Source organism: Flavobacterium pectinovorum, assembly GCF_900142715.1.
Classification (GTDB): domain Bacteria; phylum Bacteroidota; class Bacteroidia; order Flavobacteriales; family Flavobacteriaceae; genus Flavobacterium; species Flavobacterium pectinovorum.
Genome location: NZ_FRBX01000002.1, coordinates 245,332 through 267,291 on the forward strand (window position 1 = coordinate 245,332; position 21,960 = coordinate 267,291).

Genomic DNA, 21,960 nt, shown 5'->3' on the forward strand with positions numbered 1-21,960 from the left:
GAGGAACAAATTATGACAGTATTTCAAACAGGAAGATACTCAAAATATATCAGGCCAATTAGTATTTTAATTGATCTGACAATTATTACAGTATTAAGCTTTTTTATATTTAAAGAGCTAGTTTCAAATATGTTGGTTTTTGTTTTGTATCAATATATTGGCTGGGGTTTAATAGCTTTTTCAACACATTTTTATGATGTGTACAGATTTACAACTCCAATAGAAATTGCCGCAAAAATGCTAAGACAGGAAATTTTATTTCTTCTCGTTGTAATTGCATTTTTTCCTTTTTCGCCACAAGTGATTTTTAGCCAAACTGCCATTATAATATTTATAATGTTAGCTATATTATTGGTAACAATTTTTAAATTCTCATTGTTTTTTTATTTAAAAGAATACAGAATAATTACAGGAAGCAATTATCGAAGCGCTGTTATAATAGGTTTTACAGAAGAAGCAATTCGATTAAAAAACCTTTTTGAAACCAGAAAAGATTATGGATATCGATTTTTGGGATATTTTTCGGATAAGAAATCAGGCGAGAATATCACAGGAAAATTGACAGATTTAAAACCTTTTATAATTGAAAATGAAGTAGATGAAATCTATTGTTCTTTGAATGAAGTATCAAACAAATACCTGAAAGATTTGATTGATTTTGCCGATGAAAATAATAAAACAATAAAGTTTATTCCAGATACTAAAGAGATTTTTTCAAAGAATCTAAAAATAGATTATTACGATTTTTTCCCCGTACTTTCGTTAAAGCAGACCATGCTTAATGAACCGGCAATTCAAGTATTGAAACGTACTTTTGATGTTGTTTTCTCTATTTTAATCATTGTGTTTGTGTTATCCTGGTTAGGCCCAATATTAGCAATTCTAATAAAATTAGAGTCTAAAGGCCCGGTTTTTTTCACACAGGGAAGACCTGGATTAGGAGAAAATGAATTTGTATGTTATAAATTTCGCTCTATGCGAATTAATAAAACAACCGAAACAGAAGCTTCAAAAAATGATCCCCGCGTTACGGCAATTGGTCGTTTTATGAGAAAAACAAGTATAGATGAACTACCGCAATTTTTTAATGTTTTAAAAGGAGACATGTCGGTCGTTGGGCCAAGGCCACATCTTTGGTCGCAGAATAAAGAATACGGAAACAAAGTAAAAAAATATATGATTCGTCATTGTGTTAAACCCGGAATTACCGGATTGGCACAGGTTAGTGGTTTTAGAGGTGAAATCACAATAGAAAGAGACATGATTAACCGAATTAAATTTGATGTTTTTTATATCGAAAACTGGTCTCTTATTTTAGATTTGAAAATAATTCTTCAAACCGTAATCAATATTTTTAAAGGCGATAAAAAAGCATATTAATGAATGAATTAGTTTCAATTATAACGCCAACTTTTAATGCCGAAAAATTTATTCGGGCAACGATAGAATCTGTGCTAAATCAGAGTTATCAAAATTGGGAAATGATTTTGGTTGATGATGCTTCTACAGATAAAACGATTGCCATTATAAAAGAATTTACCATAAAAGACAATCGGATAAAATTAACGGAATTACTTAAAAATTCAGGAAATGGTTTTGCGAGAAATATGGCTTTAGAAAAAGCAATAGGGAAATATATTGCTTATTTAGATGCAGATGATATTTGGTTGCCACAAAAACTAGAAAAGCAAATCAAGTTTTTAAAAGATAATAATTTACCATTTACTTTCAGTTTTTATGATTGTATAGATGAAGAAGGAAATTCTTTAAACAGGCGAGTTGAAGCACCTTTAGAATTGACTTATCATCAATTGTTTTTTTGCAATCACGTTGGCAACTTAACCGCAATTTATGATATAGATTTTTTCGGAAAGATTGTTATCGAAGCGACCCAAAAAAGACAAGACTGGCGATTATGGCTTACGATTTTAAAACAAATTGAAGTAACGAAACCAGTACCAGAGATTTTAGCTCTTTACAGAATAAGAAAAGATTCCATATCTTCTTCAAAATTCAAATTGATAAAACACAACTTTGGTGTTTATCGGGATTTCCACGGATTCAATTTTGTGTTTTCTGTTTTATTGATGACGCGATTTTTATTCACACAGTTGATTATTAAATCACGTTATATAAAGAAGATTTAATATTCTTCAAGGTCACAAATTGTGACCTTGAAGAATTTCGTTTTTTATTTCAATCTTGATGTCACAATTTGTGACCTCAAGATTGTGATTTAATTCTTTAAGGTCGCAATTTGCGACCTTAGAAAATCGGACTTAATAATTGGAGATCATAATTTTTGATTTCCAATTATTTTTTATATCCAATTTTCACTCTTTCACTTTCATTTTCCTTTTTCTCTGTCAATTCATCCAAATAAGAAAAAACTAATTCGATATTTTTATCATGATTTTCTAGTTTCTTTTGAATCTGAAGAATGTCAACTTTAATTTCTGTTGTGTCCAGAAGCATTTGTCTTACTTTAGTGAAAATGCGCATAATTTGAATATTGGTTTGAATTGCTTTGTCGCTTTTTAGCACACTTGACAACATTAAAACACCATGTTCAGTAAAAGCAAACGGTAATTTTCTTATTCCTCCCCAACTTGATGTCGCAATTTGCGACATCAAGTTTTCGAGTTCTATTTCAGTAAGTTGAAACATAAAATCAGAAGGAAATCGGGATATATTTCTTTTAACTTGTTCGTTTAATCTTCTGGTTTCAACTCCATAAAGCGCAGCTAAATCAAAGTCAAGCATCACCTTTTGATTGCGGATAAAATATATTTTGTTTGAAATAGTTTCTTCAGAAAGTAATGATCGATCCTCCATAAGTTTTAAATAAAAAACAAATGTAAGATTTTATTTATATTATAAATATGATTTGAATTGCTTTAATTTACCACGATTGGTTCTTTCTAAAACATTTTTTCGGGTAAAAATGAAGCTCAAATTTGGTTCAAGATAAAGGGCAATTGCTTCTTTTATTTTGTGAATTTGTTCTGCAGTTAATTCATTTTCAGAAACATATTCAATTTCAAAAGAATCTAATTTGGTTTGTTTGATAATAAATTCTTTTACATTTCCATCATCTTCAATGATGCTTTTTGTTACATAATAAAATGTCAAACCAGGAGATTTTTTTCCGCTAGGTAAAATGGCAATGTCATTTGTTCTACCAACCAATTTTTTTAAGATTGGTTTTTGTGGCGTACTTTTTTCATCCAAAATTCCAATGTCTCCAATATCATATCTTATAAATGGATTTGCTTTATTGAAAAGAGAAGTAATCACAATTCGGCCTTCTTTCCCGTAAGGGAGAATCTGATTATTTTCGTCCAAAATTTCAACAAATAATGTTTCAGCATTTATTTGCCATTCGCCTTTTGTATTTTCAAAAGCAATCAAATCCAATTCTGAAGCTCCGTATTCATTGATAATTGGAATGCCGAATTGTTTTTCCAACAATATTTTATCCGATTCAAAAAGCATTTCCGAAGTAACAAAACAAGCTTTTAAAGTCGGACAAATTTCACGTAAAATGATATTTCTTTTTTCTAAAAATTTAGCAAACAAAACGATCGAACTCGTGTAACCATTGATATAATCGAATTTTTTCGTTTTAAATTTTCCCAGGAATTTTTCTAAAACTTCATCAGATAAATCAAAAACCGGAAAGCGAAAACGTCTGCTCAAAAAATCCTTAAAACGTTCTTTTTGGTATCCAATAAAATCCATTGGAATGCCGTAAAAACGCGCTTGGTACGAATGATTGAAATCAATATTAAACCATCCAAAACGCATAATATTCGATGCCCACGTCAGAGCGTGAGAATATTTATCTTTGGCAAAAACAAAAGGGGTTCCGCTAGATCCGGATGTTTTGTTGAGGTAAACGTTTTTTAATGTATATCCTTTAGAAAGTCTTTCTACAAGCGGTTTTTGTAGATTTTGTTTGTTTAAAATGGGTAAATCTTCCCATTTGATATTCGTTTTATTTCCAACTAATTCCTGGTAAAAAGAATTGTTTTGTAAATGAAAATCAACAATTTCTCTTTTTTTATCCTGAATGAATTTCGCATGTTCCTCAGTAGATAAATTCACAATTGATTCTAATTCGGCTTTTGCTTTCTTTATCGGAAAACCATTTAATTTTAAGGAAAGATCGAAAAGTGACAGCATTTTTTGAAGATAAATTTTCACCAAAAATAATATTTACCAATTACTAATATAGAAGAATCAACAACTTTTTAAGATTTAATTATTTTTTACGTACAAAAGCAATTATTTTTGCACCACAACTAAATACAACTATACCATGACAATTTTACTATTGGGATCAGGCGGAAGAGAACATGCTTTTGCGTGGAAAATGATTCAGAGTCCGCTTTGCGAAAAACTTTTTGTTGCACCGGGAAATGCGGGAACAGCTGCAATTGCTACAAATGTTGCAATGTCTCCAACCGATTTTGATGCCATAAAAGCATTTGTACTAAAAGAAAATGTAAAAATGGTTGTTGTAGGACCAGAAGATCCTTTGGTAAAAGGGATTTATGATTATTTTAAAAATGACGAAAGTTTACAACATATTCCGGTTATTGGACCATCAAAATTGGGTGCTCAATTAGAAGGAAGTAAGGAGTTTGCTAAAGAATTCCTGATGAAACACAATATTCCAACGGCAGCTTACGATAGTTTTACTGCCGAAACAGTAGAGAATGGATGTGCTTTTCTTGAAACTTTACAACCACCATACGTTTTAAAAGCAGATGGTTTAGCAGCCGGAAAAGGTGTTTTAATTATTCAGGATCTTGAAGAAGCTAAAACTGAATTGAGAAACATGCTGGTTCACCAAAAATTTGGAGCAGCAAGTTCAAAAGTAGTTATTGAGGAATTTTTGGACGGAATCGAGTTAAGCTGTTTCGTTTTGACAGACGGAAAAAGCTATAAAATTCTTCCAACTGCAAAAGATTACAAACGTATTGGTGAAGGTGACACAGGATTAAACACAGGCGGAATGGGAGCAGTTTCTCCGGTTCCTTATGTTGATGCCGTTTTGATGGAGAAAATTGAAACAAGAATCGTAAAACCAACAATTGAAGGTTTCCAAAAAGATGGAATCGAATATAAAGGTTTTGTTTTTATTGGTTTAATTAATGTAAAAAATGAACCAATCGTTATTGAATACAATGTAAGAATGGGAGATCCTGAAACTGAAGTTGTAGTGCCAAGATTAGAATCTGACTTGGTTGAATTATTCTTATCAGTTGCTAATCAGGAATTAGACTCTTTCGAATTAAAAGTAGATCCAAGAAGCGCGACTACAATTATGGTAGTTTCCGGCGGATATCCTGAAGATTTTGAAAAAGGAAAAGTAATTACCGGATTAGAAAATATTACAGATTCTATTGTTTTTCATGCAGGAACAAAATTAGATGGCAAAAATGTCGTTAGTAATGGAGGTCGTGTATTAACAGTAACATCTTATGGAGATGATTTCCAACAAGCCATAAAAAAATCTTACCAAAACATAGATAAACTAAATTTTGATAAGATGTATTTTAGAAAAGATATTGGCTTCGACTTACTTTAAAAAAGAGTGAGCTGTAGTATCTTGGTTTTCTGTTCCAGCGTCATCAAAAATGCGTAATTGTTTAATCCAATAAACGATTGCGCATGCGCAGATGATCATAAAAATCCAGTTAATTGTATTTGCACCAAACCATGTAACAAGTTCTAAGCGACGTAAAAAGTCAAGTGGAGCAAATAAAATGTTAACGAATAAGTATTGTATTCCTTCAAAAAAAGCTGTCATAATTTCTAAAATTATATGTTATTTATTGTTGTGTAACGCATTGAAATCAAATTCAGATTATAGAATCTTTTTTCAACTTGTTGGTTTTACTTTTTAAACAAGTATTATATTTACAATCACAAAAGTATAAAATATCCTTATGATAACAAGTGTTTTTAGAAAATCTACGCCATTAAATTATTCGCTGGTCGTAATTTTAATACTGGTTTTCTTTTTTCTGTTTCAATTTCAGGAACCATCATGGATGAGTTCTTCATTTTTGGCGTTTCAGAAAATAAGTTTATTGTGCTTTATATTTGCTTCTTTTTTTCTGATAAATTTTATTGTAAAAAAGAACGGACTCAGTAAAGACAATGGTTACGCGATATTTTTTTACTTATTGTTTATATTGTTTTTCCCCACAATATTTAATAATGCAAATGTAGTATATGCCAACTTTTTTGTTTTGCTGGCACTTCGACGATTGATTTCTTTACAATCTTTAAAAGCTTCAAAAGAAAAAATATTTGATGCTTCTTTTTGGATTTTAATAGCTTCTTTATTTCAATTTTGGTCTATTCTTTTCCTGATATTGGTTTTTATATCGATTATTTTTCACGTTTCGCGCGATTATAGAAACTGGGTTTTGCCATTTATAGCACTTATGGCCGTTGCGGTTATCTTTTTACTGATCTCTTTAATCTTCCATATTAACGCAATTGAATTTTTTCAAAAACGCGCTGTGGTTGATTTTAATATTGATTATTTTAAAAACAATTACGAAAACGGAGCACTATCAATTTATGTTGCCGTGTCATTATTTTTTGTCGTTTCGATGTTAATGACTTTTTCAAACAGACCTCAAATTGTGCATTCTTCATACAAAAAAATCGTAGCCTGTTTTTTTATAGCGGCTTTTGTTTTCATTATTTCGCCAGATAAAAGCAACGATTTATTATTGTTCAGCATTGCTCCTTTAACAATGATGGCGGCAAGTTATGTCGAATATGTGCAGCAAAAATTAAACAGCGAAATTGTATTTTATACTTTAATTGCGTGTAGTTTATTTACTTTTTTCAGCCAATTATAATTTGCTGCCGTAAGCAAGATCACCGGCGTCGCCCAATCCCGGAACTATATAATTTTTTTCATTCAGTTTTTCATCGAGAGACGCAACCCAAAGATGACAATTGTCCGGAAGATTTTTTTCAAGATAAGCTACACCTTCCGGAGCTGCAATAACGACAACAATATGAATTTCGTTTGGAGTAGCATTCTGAACCAATTTTTCATGAACTGCCACTACTGATTGTCCCGTCGCCAACATGGGATCAAGAAGTAAAACTGTTTTATTATTGATATTTGAAACGGCTTGATATTCAACCCGAATTTCGAACTCATGATCGTTATTCGGATGATATCTGCAAGCAGAAACAAAACTATTTTCAGCATGATCAAAATAATTTAAAAAGCCATTATGCAATGGTAATCCGGCTCTTAATATTGAACATAAAACCAAATCATCATTAATTTCGGTAGTTTTTTTAATGCCAAGCGGCGTTTGAATATCTACATTTTTATATGACAAATTTTTGCTTAATTCATAAGCCATAATTTCGCCAATTCGTTCGATATTTTTTCTAAAACGCATACTGTCATTTTGAACATTTACATTTCTGATTTGACCCAAAAAATGATTTAAAACGCTATTATTTTCAGATATATAATGAATTTTCATGTGGAGTTTTTAGAATTATCAATGATTTGTGATACTAAAATGAAAAAACCAACGTTTTTTTCACAGCATAAAAGTATAAAAAGTATCTTTGCTTCTCTAATAATTAAAGACATGTTTTCAAAATTAGCATATTCTGTTTTCGAACAAAGCATCAAAGATTATCACCAGTTTGATAACGTTGATCAACCTATACACAATCCATATTCTAAGGATAAATTCGAGCATTTATTATATTTAAAAAACTGGATTGACACAGTTCAATGGCATTTTGAAGATATTATTCGTGATCCGCAAATTGATCCGGTTGCTGCATTAACTTTAAAAAGAAGAATTGATGCTTCAAATCAGGAACGTACAGATATGGTGGAATATATTGACAGTTATTTTTTGCAAAAATACAGTGATGTAAAAGCAAAAGATGGTGCAAAAATCAATTCTGAAAGTCCGGCCTGGGCTTTTGACAGATTATCTATTTTGGCTTTAAAAATTTATCACATGAACGAAGAAGCTACTCGTGCTGAGGCTTCACAAGAACACAGAGATAAATGCCAGGAAAAATTAAACATTCTTTTAGAGCAAAGAAGCGATTTGTCTACAGCTATTGATGATTTGTTGGCAGACATCGAAAGTGGAGAAAAATTCATGAAAGTGTACAAACAAATGAAAATGTACAACGACGATGAATTAAATCCTGTTTTATATCAAAATAAAAAATAATTGGCAAAATTGTCCAATATTAAGCATATAGCCGTCATGAGACTTTCCGCAATGGGAGATGTCGCCATGACGGTTCCTGTTTTACGCGCTTTTGTAAAACAATATCCGGAAGTTAAACTAACAGTAATTTCACGTCCGTTTTTTAAACCCTTTTTTGAAGGAATTCCCAATCTGGATTTTTTTGCTTTTGATGAAAAAGAACGCCATAAAGGTTTTGGAGGACTTTTACGATTGTTTCAGGATGTCAGAAAATTAAAAATTGATGCTTTTGCAGATCTTCATAATGTATTACGATCTAAAATTGTGAGTTTGCTTTTCGCTTTAAGCGGAAAAAAAAGAGCCACTGTTGACAAAGGCCGTGAAGGAAAAAAAGAATTAACCCGGACAGAAAATAAAATATTCAAACAATTACCTACAATGTTCGAAAGACATGCAAAGGTTTTTGAAGAACTTGGTTTTATTCTGGATCTATCTAATACTACTTTTCCTGAAAAGGCAAATTTGAGTGCAGAGATTTTAGAAATTATTGGCGGTCAAAATCAAAAATTAATTGGGATTGCGCCTTTTGCACAATATGATTCTAAAGTTTATCCTTTGGATTTAATGACAGAGGTTATTACAACTTTGGCACAAAATCAAGACTATAAAATTTTGCTTTTTGGCGGAGGAAAAAAAGAAATCGAAATATTAGATTCACTTTCACAACCATTTGAAAATGTAATAAACATGGCTGGAAAAATTAAATTTCAGCAGGAATTACAACTAATAAGCAATCTCGATGTAATGCTTTCTATGGATTCCGGCAATGCACATATTGCAGCAATGTTAGGCGTTAAAGTTATTACGCTTTGGGGCGCAACGCATCCTTATGCTGGATTTTTGCCGTTTAATCAAAGCTTGGAAAATGCTTTAACTTCAGACAGAAATCAATATCCGAAATTGCCAACATCTGTTTACGGAAATAAAATTGTTGAAGGTTACGAGGATGCTATGAGAACGATTTCTTCGAAGACTGTTGTTGAAAAGATTCAGCGGTTATTATAAAAATTCCAAAATAGAAATATCTAAAAAAATTCCAAATTCCAATTGTAAAGTTGGAATTTGGAATTTTTTTATTGGAATTTAATTTTCTCATAAATCAAGAAAAAGATATCCTATTGGTTTCTTTTTGTTTTTATCAACTACGATTTTAACAAAATGATTTTCTTTTTCAGTAGCGAGTAAAATGTGTTCAAAATCTTCGGTCGAATTTCTGTAAACCTTATGAATCAATTGAGATTCTTTGATTTTGTTTGATAAAATTTTAGCAGCTTTTAATTCACTTATATAAGGCCAAATATTAAAAAAACTATCGGTAGAGACTGATATTTCTGCCATTTCCCCAGCTATTGTCGAATTATACTTTTCTTTCGAAAGTAGTTTAGGAACTTTTCTGTTTCTTCTTTTTTTAATTATAAAGTAGACACAAAACAAAGATGTTACAACAAAAAGGAATATAAAAGTTAAACGGAGGTAGTGATGCATTGCCATAATTTAATGTTTTAAACGTGTTGACAAATAGAAATAGCTTTACATAGATAAAAATGTATCAGCTTTTGAAGTACTAATATACTAAAATTTTAGCTCGTTTTTTAAAAAATACTTAAAATATAATGTGCTTTTTTGTCAATTACACATAGCGGTTTTAATTTTAATTTTAAGTTGGAATTTGGAATTTTAATTTTCACAACCAAATTTTTTCATCGCGACATCTTCCATAAATATAACTTTTAAGATTTGAAATTGTAGCTTGATAATCAGGAACTTCAAAGCCAAATCGTTCATGTTCCATTTGTGCTTTTTCAATTTCGTTACAGCCTTTTATAACTTCCCTAAGCATGTCTAGCATTGCCAGTTCTTTATTATTGTTTTTTTGAAATTTAAACTCCACAATTTCATCTTGCAGTTCTTCACAATAATCAATAAGTTTTACAACTTCTGCCTCTTCTAAAAGATATTCTTTGTTTTTAAAAATTTCGCGTACTGATTTCATAATAGCTAATATTAAATTCCAATCCCGAAGTCTCGGGATAAATCCCAAATTCCAATTTGACAAAGATTGCTAATAATTACAAACAAAAAAAATTCCAAATCCCAATTGTAAAGTTGGAATTTGGAATTTAATTTTTTATTGGAATTTTAACCTCTAAACATCATCATAATCTACATAAATAGATTCTGAAGTTGGGTGAGCCTGACAAGTTAAAATTAAACCTGAAGCAATTTCTTTATCGGTTAAAATAGAATTTTTAGTCATTTCTGCAGTTCCGGATGTTACACGCGCTAAACAGCTGCTGCAAATTCCGCCCTGACAAGAATACGGAGCGTCGATTCCTTGTTTTAAAGCTGCGTCAAGAATGGTTTGTTTTTGAGACATTTCAAAAGAAACTTCATCATCATCAACCAAAACAGTGATTTTTGTATGTCCTTCTAATGAAGTTTTTATTTCATGTTCCTGAGATGAAGAAGTAAAAAGTTCAAATTTAATTGCGGAATCTTTTACGTTTTTCTCTTTCAAAATTGCCGAAACGGTATTGATCATTTCTTCGGGACCGCACAAGTAGAATTTATCAAATTCAAGTTCTTTGTGTTTGTTGTTCAAAACAAAATTTACTGCCGATTTTTCGATTCTGCCAAACAATGCGTTTTCAGCTTTAGCCTGACTAAAAACAAAATGTACAAAAAAGCGTCCTACGTATTGCAATTGCAAGTCGTGCAATTCCTGGTAAAAGATGGCGTCTTCTGGAGTTCTATTTCCGTAAACTAATACAAATGAGCTTTTTGGCTCACTTTTTAATATCGATTTTATAATAGAAAGTACTGGAGTAATTCCGCTTCCGGCAACAAAAGCTGCATAATTTTTTTGTCTTTCGGCATCTGGTTCAAAAGTAAATTTTCCTTCTGGCTGCCCTACTTCAAGAACGTCTCCTGCTTTTAATTTAGTATTGGCAAATTGCGAAAACAAACCGTTTTTTACTGCTTTTACAGCAATTCTTAGTTCGCCGCTTTCTGGAGCTGAGCAAATAGAATAAGCACGACGAATTTCTTGATTATCAAGAGTTAACTTTAAGTTTACGTATTGTCCGGCAATAAATTTATAATCTAATTTTAGTTCTTCGGGAACATTAAAAAGTATCGAAACCGCATCGGCAGTTTCACGTTTTACCTCTTTAATTATAAGTTTTAAGAATGAAGGCATGATTTAATTTTTATGCAAAAGTAGCAAACGGCGCTTAATTGATAGATACGAATTTATTATTTTTAACTTTTTTTGTAATGTTTTCTTACATTTGGACTCTTACTATAAACTCAAAACCAAAACAATGATTAGAAAGTTTATTTATCTGGAATGGAAAGCCTTTACCAGATCTGCATCTTTTGGAGCAAATCTGGCCATGAAAATTTTAATAGGCTTTTTGATGATCTATTTCTCGGTCATCTTTATCGCAATGGGCGTTGGTACTTTTTACCTGCTCAAGGAAATGAATTTTGAACCATTATCAACAGTCAATAGATTTTTGATTTATTATTTTTTATTCGATTTGGTCATTCGTTTGTTAATGCAGGCAATTCCTGTTCTTAATATAAAACCGTTATTGGTTTTACCTTTTAATAAAAATACAATTGTTCATTTTTCATTGGGCAAAACGGCTTTGTCCTTTTTCAATTGGGTTCATGCGCTTTTCTTTGTTCCGTTTGCAATTGTATTAATAATAGAAGGTTATGATATCATTGGAATTGCATTTTGGCTTTTGGCGATTTTTTCTTTAATCTACATCAACAATTTTCTCAATATTATTTTAAGCAATATCGATAAATTGTTTGTTGTTTTTATAGCAATTGCTTTGGCTCTTGGAGCAGCGCAATATTATAAATTATTTGACATCACGGTTTTTACATCACCATTTTTTCAGGGACTTTATAGTAAAAAGGGATTTTTTTTAATTCCGGTTTTAATTTTAATTGCATTGTATCAGTTTACGTTTAAATATTTTAAAAACAATTTATTTTTAGATGCCGGACTTTCTAAAAAAGAAGATATTGCAACGACCGAAAATTTAGTTTGGTTAAATCAATTTGGAACTTTAGGAACATTTCTTAAAAATGATATTAAATTAATCAGAAGAAATAAAAGATCAAAAACGACTCTTATTATGAGTTTTTTCTTTTTGTTTTACGGATTGATCTTTTTTGGGAATACGCATCAACCACCAATCATGCATATTTTTGCCGGAATATTTGTTTCGGGCGGATTTTTATTTGTCTTCGGACAGTTTGTACCAAGCTGGGACAGTTCGTATTATCAGTTGATGATGACACAAAACATTCCATATCGCGGATACATTACTTCAAAATGGTGGCTGGTTGTAATTGCCACTTTTATTTCGACAATTTTAGCATCATTTTATCTTTTGTACGGATGGGAAATTTATTTAACCATTGTCGTTGGAGCCATCTATAATATAGGAGTCAATTCGCATTTGGTACTTCTTGGAGGTGCGTTTACAAAGACTCCAATTGATTTAAGTAATGCCGGCGGTGCTTTTGGAGACAAAAAAGCATTTAATGTAAGTGCGATGTTGCTCACTTTACCAAAATTATTATTGCCTTTGGGATTATACGGCATCGGGCTTTATTTAGGAAATAAAAATCTCGGATTAGCTCTTGTTGCCGGGGCGGGAGTTTTGGGTTTTATTTTCAGAAACAGTGTTTTTTCATTAATCGAAAAAAGATATAAAATAGAAAAGTATAGTACTATCAATGCTTACAAACAAAAGAGTTAATTAGACAATGTGCCAATTTGATGATGAGATAATTTATCAGATTTTTTAATCTAAAATCAATCCCGAAGCTTCGGGACTAAAATCTAAAATTACAGATGATACAAGTAAATCAGCTTTCAAAAATATATAACGGAACAACAGTTTTAAACATTAAATATCTTGAAATACCAAAAGGTCAAAGTTTTGGATTAGTGGGGAATAACGGAGCAGGGAAAACTACTTTTTTTAGTTTACTGTTAGACCTGATTCAGCCATCAACAGGAAATATTAAAAGCAATAATATTGAGGTAAATACAAGTGAAAACTGGAAATCATTTACAGGTTCATTTTTAGATGAAAGTTTTTTGATTGGCTATTTAACTCCCGAAGAATATTTTTATTTTATTGGAGATTTACGCCATCAAAATAAAGCAGATATAGATGCTTTGTTAGCCCAATATGAAGAGTTTTTTAATGGAGAAATTCTCAACAACAAAAAATATCTTCGTGATTTGTCTAAGGGAAATCAGAAGAAGGTGGGGATTATTGCCACACTTATAGGAAATCCTGAAGTTGTTATTCTGGATGAACCGTTTGCAAATTTAGATCCGACAACTGTAAGCCGATTGAAAAAAATTATAAAAGAGCTGGCACAAAATCCAAACGTTACAGTTCTGGTTTCCAGCCATGATTTGCAGCATACAGTGGAAGTTTGCGATCGTATTGTTGCACTTAATAAGGGTGAAATTGTAAAAGATATTCAAACATCAGAAGAAACCTTACAAGAACTCGAATCGTTTTTTGCTGTTTAAAGTACAGTTATATCAAAAAGAAGCGTAATTTTACGGGGCATTATACTAAAAATCCTTTTTAGAAGTTAATTGATTTAAAATCTTTTCTATTGAAAAAGAATACTCTTAAATATAGTTCTGCTTTGGCATTTCTGTTTGTCTTGATAGCTTGTTCTACCAAAAAGAACACTTTTTTGTCAAGAAATTCTCATGCTTTAAGTACAAAATATAATATTTTGTACAATGGCGGTATTGGTTTAGACAAAGGCTTAAAATCTATTCAGGCAGATAATAAGGATAATTTTTGGAAGATGCTTCCTATTGAAAAAATGCAGGTTGATGAAAATTTTTCTGAAGAAGGAAAAGCAAAAAATGCAGATTTTGAAAAAGCAGAAACCAAAGCAACAAAAGCCATTCAAAAACATTCTATGAATATTGGGGGAAGAGAAAAAAACTCCCAAATTGATGAGGCTTACTTAATGTTAGGAAAAGCCAGATACTACGATCAGCGCTTTATTCCCGCCTTGGAAGCATTCAATTATATTTTATATAAATACCCAAACAGCAGTAATATTTATACAGCAAAAATATGGCGCGAAAAAACCAATATGCGTTTAGGTAATGATGCCATTGTAGTAAAAAACATCAATCTTTTATTAAAAAATACGGATTTAAATAAGCAAACATTTTCGGATGCAAATGCATTATTAGCCGAAGCTTTTTTAAATTTAGAAGAAAGAGATAGTGCTGTGACGAAGCTTAAAATTGCAGAAGAATTTTCGAGAATAAACGAAGACAAAGCGCGCTATCGTTTTATTCTTGGACAGATGTATCAGGAAATTGGAAAAAAAGACAGCGCCAATTATTTTTATGATGGTGTAATTGATATGAACCGCAAAGCTGACAGAAAATATATGATGCATGCGTATGCTAAAAAAGCGCAGATGTATGATTATGAAAATGGCAATGACACAATATTTTTAAAAACCTATAATGATTTAGTAAAGGATCGTGAAAACAGACCTTACTATGATGTCCTTTTTTATGAAATGGGTGTTTTTTATGATAAAAAGAAACAGCAAGACAACGCTTTGAAATTCTATAATAAATCATTAGCAAGAAAATCGCAAGATTCATATTTAGTAGCTTCGACTTATAGAAATATAGGAGATATGTATTTTAAAAATACAGATTATACAATGGCTGCCAAATATTATGACAGTACATTGGTAAAATTAGATCCGAAAACGAGAGAATACGCTTTTATTCAAAAAAACCGAAAAAATCTGGATGACGTCATTAAATATGAAGCAATTGCCAAAAGAAATGACAGTATTATAAAAGTTCATGATTTACCGGCACCGGATCGAAAAATTTATTTTGAAAATTACATCGCTGAATTAAAAAAGAAAGATGAAGCTAAACGTATTTTAGAAGAAAAGGAAAAAGAAAGACTGGCAAATATAGAACGTAATTCAAATTCTGGTGGTGGCGGGCCAACAGCTGTGAATCCTGCATCAATAGGAAAACCTTCAGATCCAAATGTGGGAGCTATTATGCCGCCTGATGGAAATTCGACGGTAAGTACTTTCTATTTTTATAACCCTACAACAGTTGCCTACGGTAAGTTGCAGTTTAAAAAAATGTGGGGCAACAACCGAACTTTAGGAACAAACTGGAGATTGGCAGCTGTAAAATCTGCAAATAATATTGCATTAAATGATACTTTAAATAATAATCCAGATGCAATTAATGCATTAAAAGATACCATTGTTATTGAAAAGTACACCACAGAATTTTATGAAAAACAGCTTCCAACGTCTCAAATTGTAATGGACAGCATTGGTAAAGAACGAAATTTTGCTTACTATCAGTTAGGGCTTATTTATAAAGAAAAATTTAAAGAATATAATTTAGCAAGTGATAAGCTGGAACAATTATTAAAAAACAATCCTGAAGAGAAATTGGTTTTGCCATCAATGTATAATTTGTATAAAATCTATCAAATTATAAATCCTGCTAAAGCCGAAGCAATAAAAGCAAATATTACAGGAACTTATCCAAATTCGAGATATGCCCAAATTTTGAATAAGACAAGTGAAGATGATTTAATTACACCCGACAAAGAATACAAGAAATGGTATAAGCTGTTTGAAGAAGAACAGTATTATGTTGTTTTAGACAATATTGATAATTTAATAAATCAATATTCAGGTGATGAAATTGTTTCTAAATATGAACTGCTGAAAGCGAATACTTTAGGGAAAACAAATGGTTTAGCGGCTTATAAAAAAGGTCTGGAAGCAGTTGCAGATAATTATCCAAATACTGAAGAAGGAAAAAATGCACGTGAAATCCTGGAGAAACAAATTCCGAGTTTAGAAAAGCTTGATTTTACAACAGTTGATAATAAAAACTGGAAAATTTTATATCAGGTTTCTAGTACTGATTCTCAAATAAGTAAAAAAATTGAAGAAGCAATAAGAGTATTTTTATTAGTTGAAAATTATGAGAGGTTAACAACTTCTGTAGATAAGTACAATAAAACCTACAATTTTGTAGTTATCCATGGAATTAAATCAGAGGCGTATGCAAATGATGTTGTTGGAATCTTAAGAGATGATAAAAAATATAAAATTGCACAGCCAGGAATTATTATCTCGAGTGACAATTATAAAGTTATTCAAATCAAGAAAAACATTGAAGCGTATTTAGCCCCCAAAAATCCATAATAAAATGTTTGACAAAGTAAAAAAAAACGGAACTGAGCAATTAGGTAAAACAAACAGAATTGTAGAAGGCACATCCATTATTGGCGATATTGTTTCTAAAGCCGATTTTAGGTTAGATGGAGAGTTAATAGGAAACTTTACATCACAGGGAAAATTAGTGATTGGTGCAAGTGGTGTTATTAAAGGAGAAATTATTTGTAACAATGCCGATATTGAAGGAGAATTTCATGGAAAAATAAAAGTACTTGAAATTCTTAATATTAAAGCAACGGCAAGAATTCATGGAGAAGTTGCTGTTGGGAAATTATCTATTGAGCCAGGAGCCGAATTTACAGCTACTTGTACGATGTTGAAAAGCAATAACGAAGTAACAAATAAAGATGGAAAAGGAGCCCAACAAAAACAGGCGGAATAAATGGCTGCCGTTAATAAATATTCCCGTTCAAATGGGAATTATTATTTTTTTGTTTTCCTATTTTGGTACTTGGTTAGATGAAAATCATCCAAGTCCCAAAGTTTATTATAATACAATTTTTGTAATGCTTGGTGTTGGACTTGCCTTATATAATGTTATTCGGCAAGTAAACGACATTAATAAAACAAAGTAAATTACGTTTAAAAGTGCTTTAAATAAATATTGCATCTTTGCATAAAAATTATTTCAAATGCTTTTAAAAATTTACAAACCTATTTTACAATTATTCTTTTTAGCTTTAGCCGCATATGTTTTGCAGAAAGCAGCTTTTTTACTTTTAAAAGTTAACCCCCACAACTTTTATTATAGTATAGAATTTTTGTATTTAATTTTTTTCGGAATTTCCGCATTGTTATACCTTATATTATTAATAGTAAAAAAGAAGAATTTTGAAATTGTTGGAATGGTTTTCCTGTTCGGGACCTTTACGCAAATGTTATTAGGATATTTAATTTTGAGACCTATTTTAGAAAGCAAATCGGAAGAGGTCATGATTGAGAAAATCAATTTTTTTGTAACATTTATTTTATTTTTGTTATTTGAGACGCTTTTAACTGTCCGATTATTAAATGAAAAGCGTTAAAATAACGATTCTGTAAAACAAGGTTTAAAAATAATTTTTCATATCCTTTTGAATATTAATAAAAAATGTACCTTTGCACCAAATTTCAGAAACGTAAAAATAAGATTTTTAACAGATATGGTGATTTCAAACAGACCGCTTAAATTTATTCTTGCAGCTTTAGTAGCTTGTCTTCCAGTATCGGGTTTTGCAAACTCAGAGAATGACTCAACGCATGTACAAAGTGAGGTAACTCATGAGGAGAAAGTTGTTTCACATGATAATCATGCAGAAGCAGAACATGTAGCACAGGATCCAAAAGCAAAAGTTGATGCTTTTATTGATCACCACTTACAAGACTCTCATGATTTTGTTTTCTTTTCAGATGATAAAGAAAATAAACATTATGGTTTCCCATTACCGGTTATTCTTATTGATGGAGGTTTGAAAATTTTCTCGTCTTCAAAATTACACCATGGAGAAGAAGTTGCAGAAGTTGATGGAAACTTCTACAAACTCGTTCACGGTAAAATATACAAAACAGATGCTGCCGGAACAATTACTTTTAATGAGCACGGACATCCTGAAAATGAAAAACCGTTAGATTTTTCTATTACAAAAAATGTTGTGTCAATGCTTTTTGTTGCAGTACTATTATTCTTCATGTTTACCGGTTTAGCCAAGTCATATAAAAAAGGACCAATCCCAACTGGATTTGGCAGAGTTTTAGAACCGCTAATTATTTTTATCAGAGACGAAATCGCTGTTCCAAATATTGGTGAAAAAAAATACAGAAAATATATGGGTTACTTATTAACCGTATTTTTCTTTGTGTGGGTGTTAAACTTATTAGGTATGACTCCACTAGGAATTAACGTTACAGGAAATATTGCAATCACGGTTTGTTTGGCAATGTTTACTTTCATCATTACACAATTTAGTGCAAACAAAGATTATTGGGGACACATCTTCTGGATGCCGGGAGTTCCTGTACCTATGAAAATTATCCTTGCACCAATCGAGGTGTTAGGAACATTAACAAAACCATTTGCTTTATTAATTCGTTTGTATGCAAATATTACTGCAGGTCACGTAGTAATTATGAGTTTAATTGCGATGATTTTTGTTGGAAAAAATTTAGCTGCTGATTTGCCAATTTCTTTAGGATTAACATTATTTATTTCTGTTATCGAAGTTTTAGTTGCATTTTTACAGGCATTCATTTTCACTATGTTATCATCACTATTTATAGGTATGGCTGTTCAGGATCATGATCATGCACATCACCATGAAGATGAAACAGCAATCATTTAATTTTTTTAGAAGTTTAATTTTATATATATAAATACTTATGGGAACAATTCCAACTTTAGTAGGTGCAGGTTTAGTAGTAATCGGTGCAGGTTTAGGTTTAGGTAAAATCGGTGGATCTGCTATGGACGCGATTGCTCGTCAGCCAGAAGCTGCTGGTAAAATTCAAACTGCGATGATTATTATCGCGGCTTTATTAGAAGGTTTAGCATTTGCTGCTTTAATCTTAGGAAAATAATAAAGAAGAAAATAGCAACATCTTTAACGGTTGGTTAAAGGTGTTGTTACCTTTTAAAAAAAGAAATTAAATATTTTAATATAGTATAAAATGGATAAGTTAATTAACGATTTTTCATTCGGTTTATTCTTTTGGCAAGCTTTAATCTTGTTGGTTTTAATTTTACTTTTAGTAAAATTTGCTTGGAAACCTATCATGCAATCTATTACAGATAGAGAAGAAGGTATTAAAGATGCATTACTTTCTGCTGAAAATGCAAAGAGAGATATGGAAAACTTACAAGCTGATAATCAAAGAATCTTGAATGAAGCTCGTGCTGAACGTGACGCGATGTTGAAAGAAGCTCGTGAAATGAAAGAGAAAATGATAGCTGATTCTAAAAACGAAGCACAAGAGCAAGGTCAAAAAATGATCGAGCAGGCAAAAGCTGCTATCGAAAACGAAAAAAATGCTGCAATGGCAGAATTGAAATTACAAGTTTCAACACTATCATTAAGCATTGCAGAAAAATTGTTGAAAGATGAATTATCTAACAAAGAATCTCAAACTAAATTAGTAGAGAAAATGTTAGGTGACGTAAAGTTAAACTAAGATTATGGCAAGTACAAGAGCAGCAATTCGTTATGCAAAAGCAATTCTAGACTTAGCAAACTCTAAAGGTGTTGCCGAAGCTGTCAATAACGACATGAAGTCAATTGCATCAGCAATTGAAACAAATGAAGAATTGAGTACCTTTATTCAAAACCCAACTACTAAGGTTGAAGTAAAAGAAAGTGCTCTTTTAGAAGTTTTTGCAAATGTAAATGGAGTTACTAAAGGTTTATTTCATTTATTATTTGAAAACAAAAGATTCGAAATTTTAGAAGCAATTGCTTTAGAATATAAAAAATTATTTGATGAAAACAATGGTGTTGAAGTAGCAACAGTTACAACAGCAATTCCAATGGATGCAGCATTAGAAGCTAAAGTTCTGGCTAAAATTGCAACATTATCAGATAAGAAAATTACAATTGAAAATGTAGTAGATCCCGCAATTATTGGAGGATTTATTTTAAGAATAGGTGATAATCAATATAATGCTTCTGTGGCAAACAGATTGCAAGTATTAAAAAGAGAGTTAAGTAATTAGTTTTATTACACATAAAAGTGTCTAAATTATAAATTAAGATGGCGGAAATCAAACCTGCTGAAATTTCAGCAATATTAAGAAAGCAAGTAGAAGGTTTTGAATCTGGTGCTACGCTAGAAGAGGTAGGAACAGTACTTCAAGTTGGAGACGGTATTGCTCGTATTTACGGGCTATCGAATGTACAATATGGTGAGTTGGTTGAATTTGACAACGGACTTGAAGCTATTGTATTGAACCTTGAAGAAGACAATGTTGGTGTGGTACTTTTAGGACCATCAACAGGAATCAAAGAAGGATCAACAGCAAAAAGAACACAACGTATCGCTTCTCTTAAAGTAGGTGAGCAAATGGTAGGACGTGTAGTAAACACTCTTGGTTTTCCAATCGATGGAAAAGGACCAATTGGTGGAGACTTATACGAAATGCCTTTGGAAAGAAAAGCTCCTGGAGTTATCTTCCGTCAGCCGGTAACAGAGCCATTACAAACAGGAGTAAAAGCAGTTGATGCTATGATCCCGGTTGGTCGTGGACAACGTGAGCTTGTTATTGGTGACCGTCAAACAGGTAAATCAACTGTTTGTATCGATACAATCTTAAATCAAAAAGAATTTTACGATGCAGGAAAACCTGTATTTTGTATATATGTTGCAATTGGGCAAAAAGCTTCAACTGTAGCAGGAATTGCTAAAATGTTAGAAGAAAAAGGTGCAATGGCTTATACTGTTATTGTTGCTGCAAATGCTTCTGACCCAGCTCCAATGCAAGTTTATGCTCCTTTCGCAGGTGCAGCAATTGGAGAATACTTTAGAGATTCAGGTCGTCCGGCACTTATTGTGTATGATGATTTATCTAAACAAGCTGTTGCTTACCGTGAGGTTTCTCTTTTATTAAGAAGACCACCGGGACGTGAGGCATATCCTGGAGACGTTTTCTACTTACACTCTCGTTTATTAGAGCGTGCTTGTAAAGTAATTGCTGATGACGGAATTGCTAAAAACATGAACGATTTACCAGATTCTATTAAGTCTATCGTAAAAGGTGGTGGTTCATTAACTGCATTGCCAATTATTGAAACTCAGGCTGGTGACGTTTCTGCATATATCCCAACAAACGTAATTTCGATTACAGATGGTCAGATTTTCCTTGATGGAGATTTGTTCAACTCGGGAGTTCGTCCTGCGATTAACGTAGGTATCTCTGTATCTCGTGTTGGAGGTAATGCTCAGATTAAATCAATGAAAAAAGTTTCTGGAACTTTAAAATTAGATCAGGCTCAATTCCGTGAATTAGAAGCTTTCGCTAAATTTGGTTCTGACCTGGATTCTGTTACTTTAAACGTAATTGAAAAAGGAAAAAGAAACGTTGAAATCTTGAAACAAGGTTTGAACGATCCTTATCCTGTTGAAAACCAAGTTGCAATTATTTATGCTGGATCTAAAAACTTATTAAGAAACGTTCCTGTAAATAAAGTAAAAGAATTTGAAGCTGATTTTATTGCTTACTTAAACAGTAAGCATAAAGATACGCTTAACGCGTTGAAAGCTGGTAAATTAGATGACAACATTACTGATGTTATCGAAAAAGCAGCAAAAGAAATTTCAGCAAAATATAACTAATAAGATAATTGTCAATTAGATAATTAGAATCTTTAAGAGTTTTCTAATTATC

At 31.6% G+C, this 21,960-nt stretch carries 24 protein-coding genes; 17 read left to right on the forward strand and 7 right to left on the reverse strand.

What is annotated here, in order from left to right; all coding sequences use genetic code 11:
• Positions 1 to 12 precede the first annotated feature (12 nt).
• Both BUE22_RS07645 and BUE22_RS07650 read left to right on the forward strand, forming a co-directional pair.
• The gene (locus BUE22_RS07645; protein WP_073394456.1) at positions 13 to 1,380 is read left to right on the forward strand and encodes an undecaprenyl-phosphate glucose phosphotransferase; all 1,368 of its coding nucleotides are present in this window, start codon (positions 13 to 15) and stop codon (positions 1,378 to 1,380) included.
• Positions 1,380 to 2,147, forward strand: a complete 768-nt coding sequence (locus BUE22_RS07650) for a glycosyltransferase family 2 protein (RefSeq protein ID WP_073394457.1) — start codon at positions 1,380 to 1,382, stop codon at positions 2,145 to 2,147. The genes BUE22_RS07645 and BUE22_RS07650 overlap by 1 nt, the downstream gene beginning before the upstream one ends.
• Positions 2,148 to 2,313: 166 nt before the next feature.
• On the opposite strand, the gene BUE22_RS07655 is transcribed toward BUE22_RS07650, so the two are convergent.
• Positions 2,314 to 2,835: an ORF6N domain-containing protein gene (locus tag BUE22_RS07655; protein ID WP_073394458.1), complete on the reverse strand. Its 522-nt coding sequence runs from the start codon at positions 2,833 to 2,835 to the stop codon at positions 2,314 to 2,316.
• A 39-nt stretch (positions 2,836 to 2,874) separates the two neighbouring features.
• The gene (locus BUE22_RS07660; protein WP_073394459.1) at positions 2,875 to 4,185 is read right to left on the reverse strand and encodes a phenylacetate--CoA ligase family protein; all 1,311 of its coding nucleotides are present in this window, start codon (positions 4,183 to 4,185) and stop codon (positions 2,875 to 2,877) included.
• Between the two features lie 136 nt (positions 4,186 to 4,321).
• Between BUE22_RS07660 and purD the strand changes: the two genes are divergently transcribed.
• Positions 4,322 to 5,596: a phosphoribosylamine--glycine ligase gene (gene purD, locus BUE22_RS07665; RefSeq protein WP_042564885.1), complete on the forward strand. Its 1,275-nt coding sequence runs from the start codon at positions 4,322 to 4,324 to the stop codon at positions 5,594 to 5,596.
• Here purD and BUE22_RS07670 read toward each other — a convergent pair.
• On the reverse strand, positions 5,588 to 5,818 hold the full coding sequence (locus BUE22_RS07670) for a DUF6341 family protein (protein WP_042564884.1): 231 nt from the start codon (positions 5,816 to 5,818) through the stop codon (positions 5,588 to 5,590). The two genes, purD and BUE22_RS07670, sit on opposite strands and share 9 nt — an antisense overlap.
• 139 nt (positions 5,819 to 5,957) lie before the next feature.
• Between BUE22_RS07670 and BUE22_RS07675 the strand changes: the two genes are divergently transcribed.
• The gene (locus BUE22_RS07675) at positions 5,958 to 6,887 is read left to right on the forward strand and encodes a DUF6427 family protein (protein ID WP_073394460.1); all 930 of its coding nucleotides are present in this window, start codon (positions 5,958 to 5,960) and stop codon (positions 6,885 to 6,887) included.
• Here BUE22_RS07675 and upp read toward each other — a convergent pair.
• Positions 6,882 to 7,535 (reverse strand): uracil phosphoribosyltransferase, encoded by a 654-nt coding sequence (upp, locus tag BUE22_RS07680; protein WP_073394461.1) that lies wholly within the window; start codon positions 7,533 to 7,535, stop codon positions 6,882 to 6,884. The two genes, BUE22_RS07675 and upp, sit on opposite strands and share 6 nt — an antisense overlap.
• Before the next feature lie 111 nt (positions 7,536 to 7,646).
• Here upp and BUE22_RS07685 point away from each other — a divergent pair, with 111 nt between their 5' ends.
• Together BUE22_RS07685 and BUE22_RS07690 are read left to right on the forward strand one after the other, a co-directional pair.
• Positions 7,647 to 8,252, forward strand: coding sequence for a DUF4254 domain-containing protein (locus BUE22_RS07685; RefSeq protein ID WP_073395011.1), 606 nt, complete (start codon positions 7,647 to 7,649; stop codon positions 8,250 to 8,252).
• 36 nt (positions 8,253 to 8,288) lie between these two features.
• On the forward strand, positions 8,289 to 9,296 hold the full coding sequence (locus tag BUE22_RS07690; RefSeq protein WP_089075968.1) for a glycosyltransferase family 9 protein: 1,008 nt from the start codon (positions 8,289 to 8,291) through the stop codon (positions 9,294 to 9,296).
• Between the two features lie 87 nt (positions 9,297 to 9,383).
• Here BUE22_RS07690 and BUE22_RS23885 read toward each other — a convergent pair whose 3' ends face one another.
• The 3 genes from BUE22_RS23885 to BUE22_RS07705 form a co-directional block, all read right to left on the reverse strand.
• Positions 9,384 to 9,629: a hypothetical protein gene (locus tag BUE22_RS23885; RefSeq protein WP_242607193.1), complete on the reverse strand. Its 246-nt coding sequence runs from the start codon at positions 9,627 to 9,629 to the stop codon at positions 9,384 to 9,386.
• A gap of 346 nt (positions 9,630 to 9,975) precedes the next feature.
• Positions 9,976 to 10,284, reverse strand: a complete 309-nt coding sequence (locus BUE22_RS07700; RefSeq protein ID WP_073394463.1) for a hypothetical protein — start codon at positions 10,282 to 10,284, stop codon at positions 9,976 to 9,978.
• Positions 10,285 to 10,437: 153 nt separating this feature from the next.
• Complete coding sequence (locus BUE22_RS07705) at positions 10,438 to 11,490, reverse strand: ferredoxin--NADP reductase (RefSeq protein ID WP_042564879.1); 1,053 nt, start codon at positions 11,488 to 11,490, stop codon at positions 10,438 to 10,440.
• 124 nt (positions 11,491 to 11,614) lie between these two features.
• On the opposite strand from BUE22_RS07705, the gene BUE22_RS07710 reads away from it, so the two are divergent.
• From BUE22_RS07710 to atpA, 11 genes are all read left to right on the forward strand, one after another.
• Positions 11,615 to 13,075: a DUF5687 family protein gene (locus BUE22_RS07710; protein WP_073394464.1), complete on the forward strand. Its 1,461-nt coding sequence runs from the start codon at positions 11,615 to 11,617 to the stop codon at positions 13,073 to 13,075.
• Positions 13,076 to 13,170: 95 nt separating this feature from the next.
• Complete coding sequence (locus BUE22_RS07715) at positions 13,171 to 13,866, forward strand: ABC transporter ATP-binding protein (RefSeq protein ID WP_073394465.1); 696 nt, start codon at positions 13,171 to 13,173, stop codon at positions 13,864 to 13,866.
• A gap of 89 nt (positions 13,867 to 13,955) precedes the next feature.
• Positions 13,956 to 16,577 (forward strand): type IX secretion system periplasmic lipoprotein PorW/SprE, encoded by a 2,622-nt coding sequence (porW, locus tag BUE22_RS07720; RefSeq protein WP_073394466.1) that lies wholly within the window; start codon positions 13,956 to 13,958, stop codon positions 16,575 to 16,577.
• Positions 16,578 to 16,581: 4 nt separating this feature from the next.
• On the forward strand, positions 16,582 to 16,992 hold the full coding sequence (locus BUE22_RS07725; protein WP_073394467.1) for a bactofilin family protein: 411 nt from the start codon (positions 16,582 to 16,584) through the stop codon (positions 16,990 to 16,992).
• On the forward strand, positions 16,958 to 17,185 hold the full coding sequence (locus BUE22_RS07730; protein WP_042564874.1) for an AtpZ/AtpI family protein: 228 nt from the start codon (positions 16,958 to 16,960) through the stop codon (positions 17,183 to 17,185). Before BUE22_RS07725 ends, BUE22_RS07730 begins: the two co-directional genes overlap by 35 nt.
• Positions 17,186 to 17,242: 57 nt before the next feature.
• On the forward strand, positions 17,243 to 17,635 hold the full coding sequence (locus tag BUE22_RS07735; protein ID WP_073394468.1) for a hypothetical protein: 393 nt from the start codon (positions 17,243 to 17,245) through the stop codon (positions 17,633 to 17,635).
• 117 nt (positions 17,636 to 17,752) lie between these two features.
• Positions 17,753 to 18,928, forward strand: a complete 1,176-nt coding sequence (gene atpB / locus BUE22_RS07740) for a F0F1 ATP synthase subunit A (RefSeq protein WP_073395013.1) — start codon at positions 17,753 to 17,755, stop codon at positions 18,926 to 18,928.
• A gap of 37 nt (positions 18,929 to 18,965) precedes the next feature.
• On the forward strand, positions 18,966 to 19,163 hold the full coding sequence (gene atpE, locus BUE22_RS07745) for an ATP synthase F0 subunit C (protein WP_008465835.1): 198 nt from the start codon (positions 18,966 to 18,968) through the stop codon (positions 19,161 to 19,163).
• Positions 19,164 to 19,253: 90 nt separating this feature from the next.
• Positions 19,254 to 19,754, forward strand: a complete 501-nt coding sequence (locus BUE22_RS07750) for a F0F1 ATP synthase subunit B (RefSeq protein ID WP_042564872.1) — start codon at positions 19,254 to 19,256, stop codon at positions 19,752 to 19,754.
• 4 nt (positions 19,755 to 19,758) lie between these two features.
• Entirely contained in the window at positions 19,759 to 20,292 is a 534-nt protein-coding gene (atpH, locus tag BUE22_RS07755; RefSeq protein WP_073394469.1) for an ATP synthase F1 subunit delta, read from the forward strand.
• 38 nt (positions 20,293 to 20,330) lie between these two features.
• Positions 20,331 to 21,908 (forward strand): F0F1 ATP synthase subunit alpha, encoded by a 1,578-nt coding sequence (gene atpA, locus BUE22_RS07760; protein WP_042564870.1) that lies wholly within the window; start codon positions 20,331 to 20,333, stop codon positions 21,906 to 21,908.
• Positions 21,909 to 21,960 lie beyond the last annotated feature (52 nt).

Coding starts and splice junctions, on each gene's coding strand:
- BUE22_RS07690 (WP_089075968.1), top strand. CDS start 8,289: ATGAGACTTTCCGCAATGGGAGATGTCGCCATGACGGTTCCTGTTTTA.
- BUE22_RS07735 (WP_073394468.1), top strand. CDS start 17,243: ATGCTTTTAAAAATTTACAAACCTATTTTACAATTATTCTTTTTAGCT.
- BUE22_RS07750 (WP_042564872.1), top strand. CDS start 19,254: ATGGATAAGTTAATTAACGATTTTTCATTCGGTTTATTCTTTTGGCAA.
- BUE22_RS07655 (WP_073394458.1), bottom strand. CDS start 2,835: ATGGAGGATCGATCATTACTTTCTGAAGAAACTATTTCAAACAAAATA.
- BUE22_RS07645 (WP_073394456.1), top strand. CDS start 13: ATGACAGTATTTCAAACAGGAAGATACTCAAAATATATCAGGCCAATT.
- BUE22_RS07670 (WP_042564884.1), bottom strand. CDS start 5,818: ATGACAGCTTTTTTTGAAGGAATACAATACTTATTCGTTAACATTTTA.
- BUE22_RS07650 (WP_073394457.1), top strand. CDS start 1,380: ATGAATGAATTAGTTTCAATTATAACGCCAACTTTTAATGCCGAAAAA.
- BUE22_RS07715 (WP_073394465.1), top strand. CDS start 13,171: ATGATACAAGTAAATCAGCTTTCAAAAATATATAACGGAACAACAGTT.
- atpE (WP_008465835.1), top strand. CDS start 18,966: ATGGGAACAATTCCAACTTTAGTAGGTGCAGGTTTAGTAGTAATCGGT.
- BUE22_RS07660 (WP_073394459.1), bottom strand. CDS start 4,185: ATGCTGTCACTTTTCGATCTTTCCTTAAAATTAAATGGTTTTCCGATA.
- BUE22_RS07730 (WP_042564874.1), top strand. CDS start 16,958: ATGGAAAAGGAGCCCAACAAAAACAGGCGGAATAAATGGCTGCCGTTA.
- BUE22_RS07675 (WP_073394460.1), top strand. CDS start 5,958: ATGATAACAAGTGTTTTTAGAAAATCTACGCCATTAAATTATTCGCTG.
- BUE22_RS07685 (WP_073395011.1), top strand. CDS start 7,647: ATGTTTTCAAAATTAGCATATTCTGTTTTCGAACAAAGCATCAAAGAT.
- atpA (WP_042564870.1), top strand. CDS start 20,331: ATGGCGGAAATCAAACCTGCTGAAATTTCAGCAATATTAAGAAAGCAA.
- atpH (WP_073394469.1), top strand. CDS start 19,759: ATGGCAAGTACAAGAGCAGCAATTCGTTATGCAAAAGCAATTCTAGAC.
- BUE22_RS07710 (WP_073394464.1), top strand. CDS start 11,615: ATGATTAGAAAGTTTATTTATCTGGAATGGAAAGCCTTTACCAGATCT.
- BUE22_RS23885 (WP_242607193.1), bottom strand. CDS start 9,629: ATGGCAGAAATATCAGTCTCTACCGATAGTTTTTTTAATATTTGGCCT.
- BUE22_RS07725 (WP_073394467.1), top strand. CDS start 16,582: ATGTTTGACAAAGTAAAAAAAAACGGAACTGAGCAATTAGGTAAAACA.
- purD (WP_042564885.1), top strand. CDS start 4,322: ATGACAATTTTACTATTGGGATCAGGCGGAAGAGAACATGCTTTTGCG.
- BUE22_RS07705 (WP_042564879.1), bottom strand. CDS start 11,490: ATGCCTTCATTCTTAAAACTTATAATTAAAGAGGTAAAACGTGAAACT.
- upp (WP_073394461.1), bottom strand. CDS start 7,535: ATGAAAATTCATTATATATCTGAAAATAATAGCGTTTTAAATCATTTT.
- atpB (WP_073395013.1), top strand. CDS start 17,753: ATGGTGATTTCAAACAGACCGCTTAAATTTATTCTTGCAGCTTTAGTA.
- BUE22_RS07700 (WP_073394463.1), bottom strand. CDS start 10,284: ATGAAATCAGTACGCGAAATTTTTAAAAACAAAGAATATCTTTTAGAA.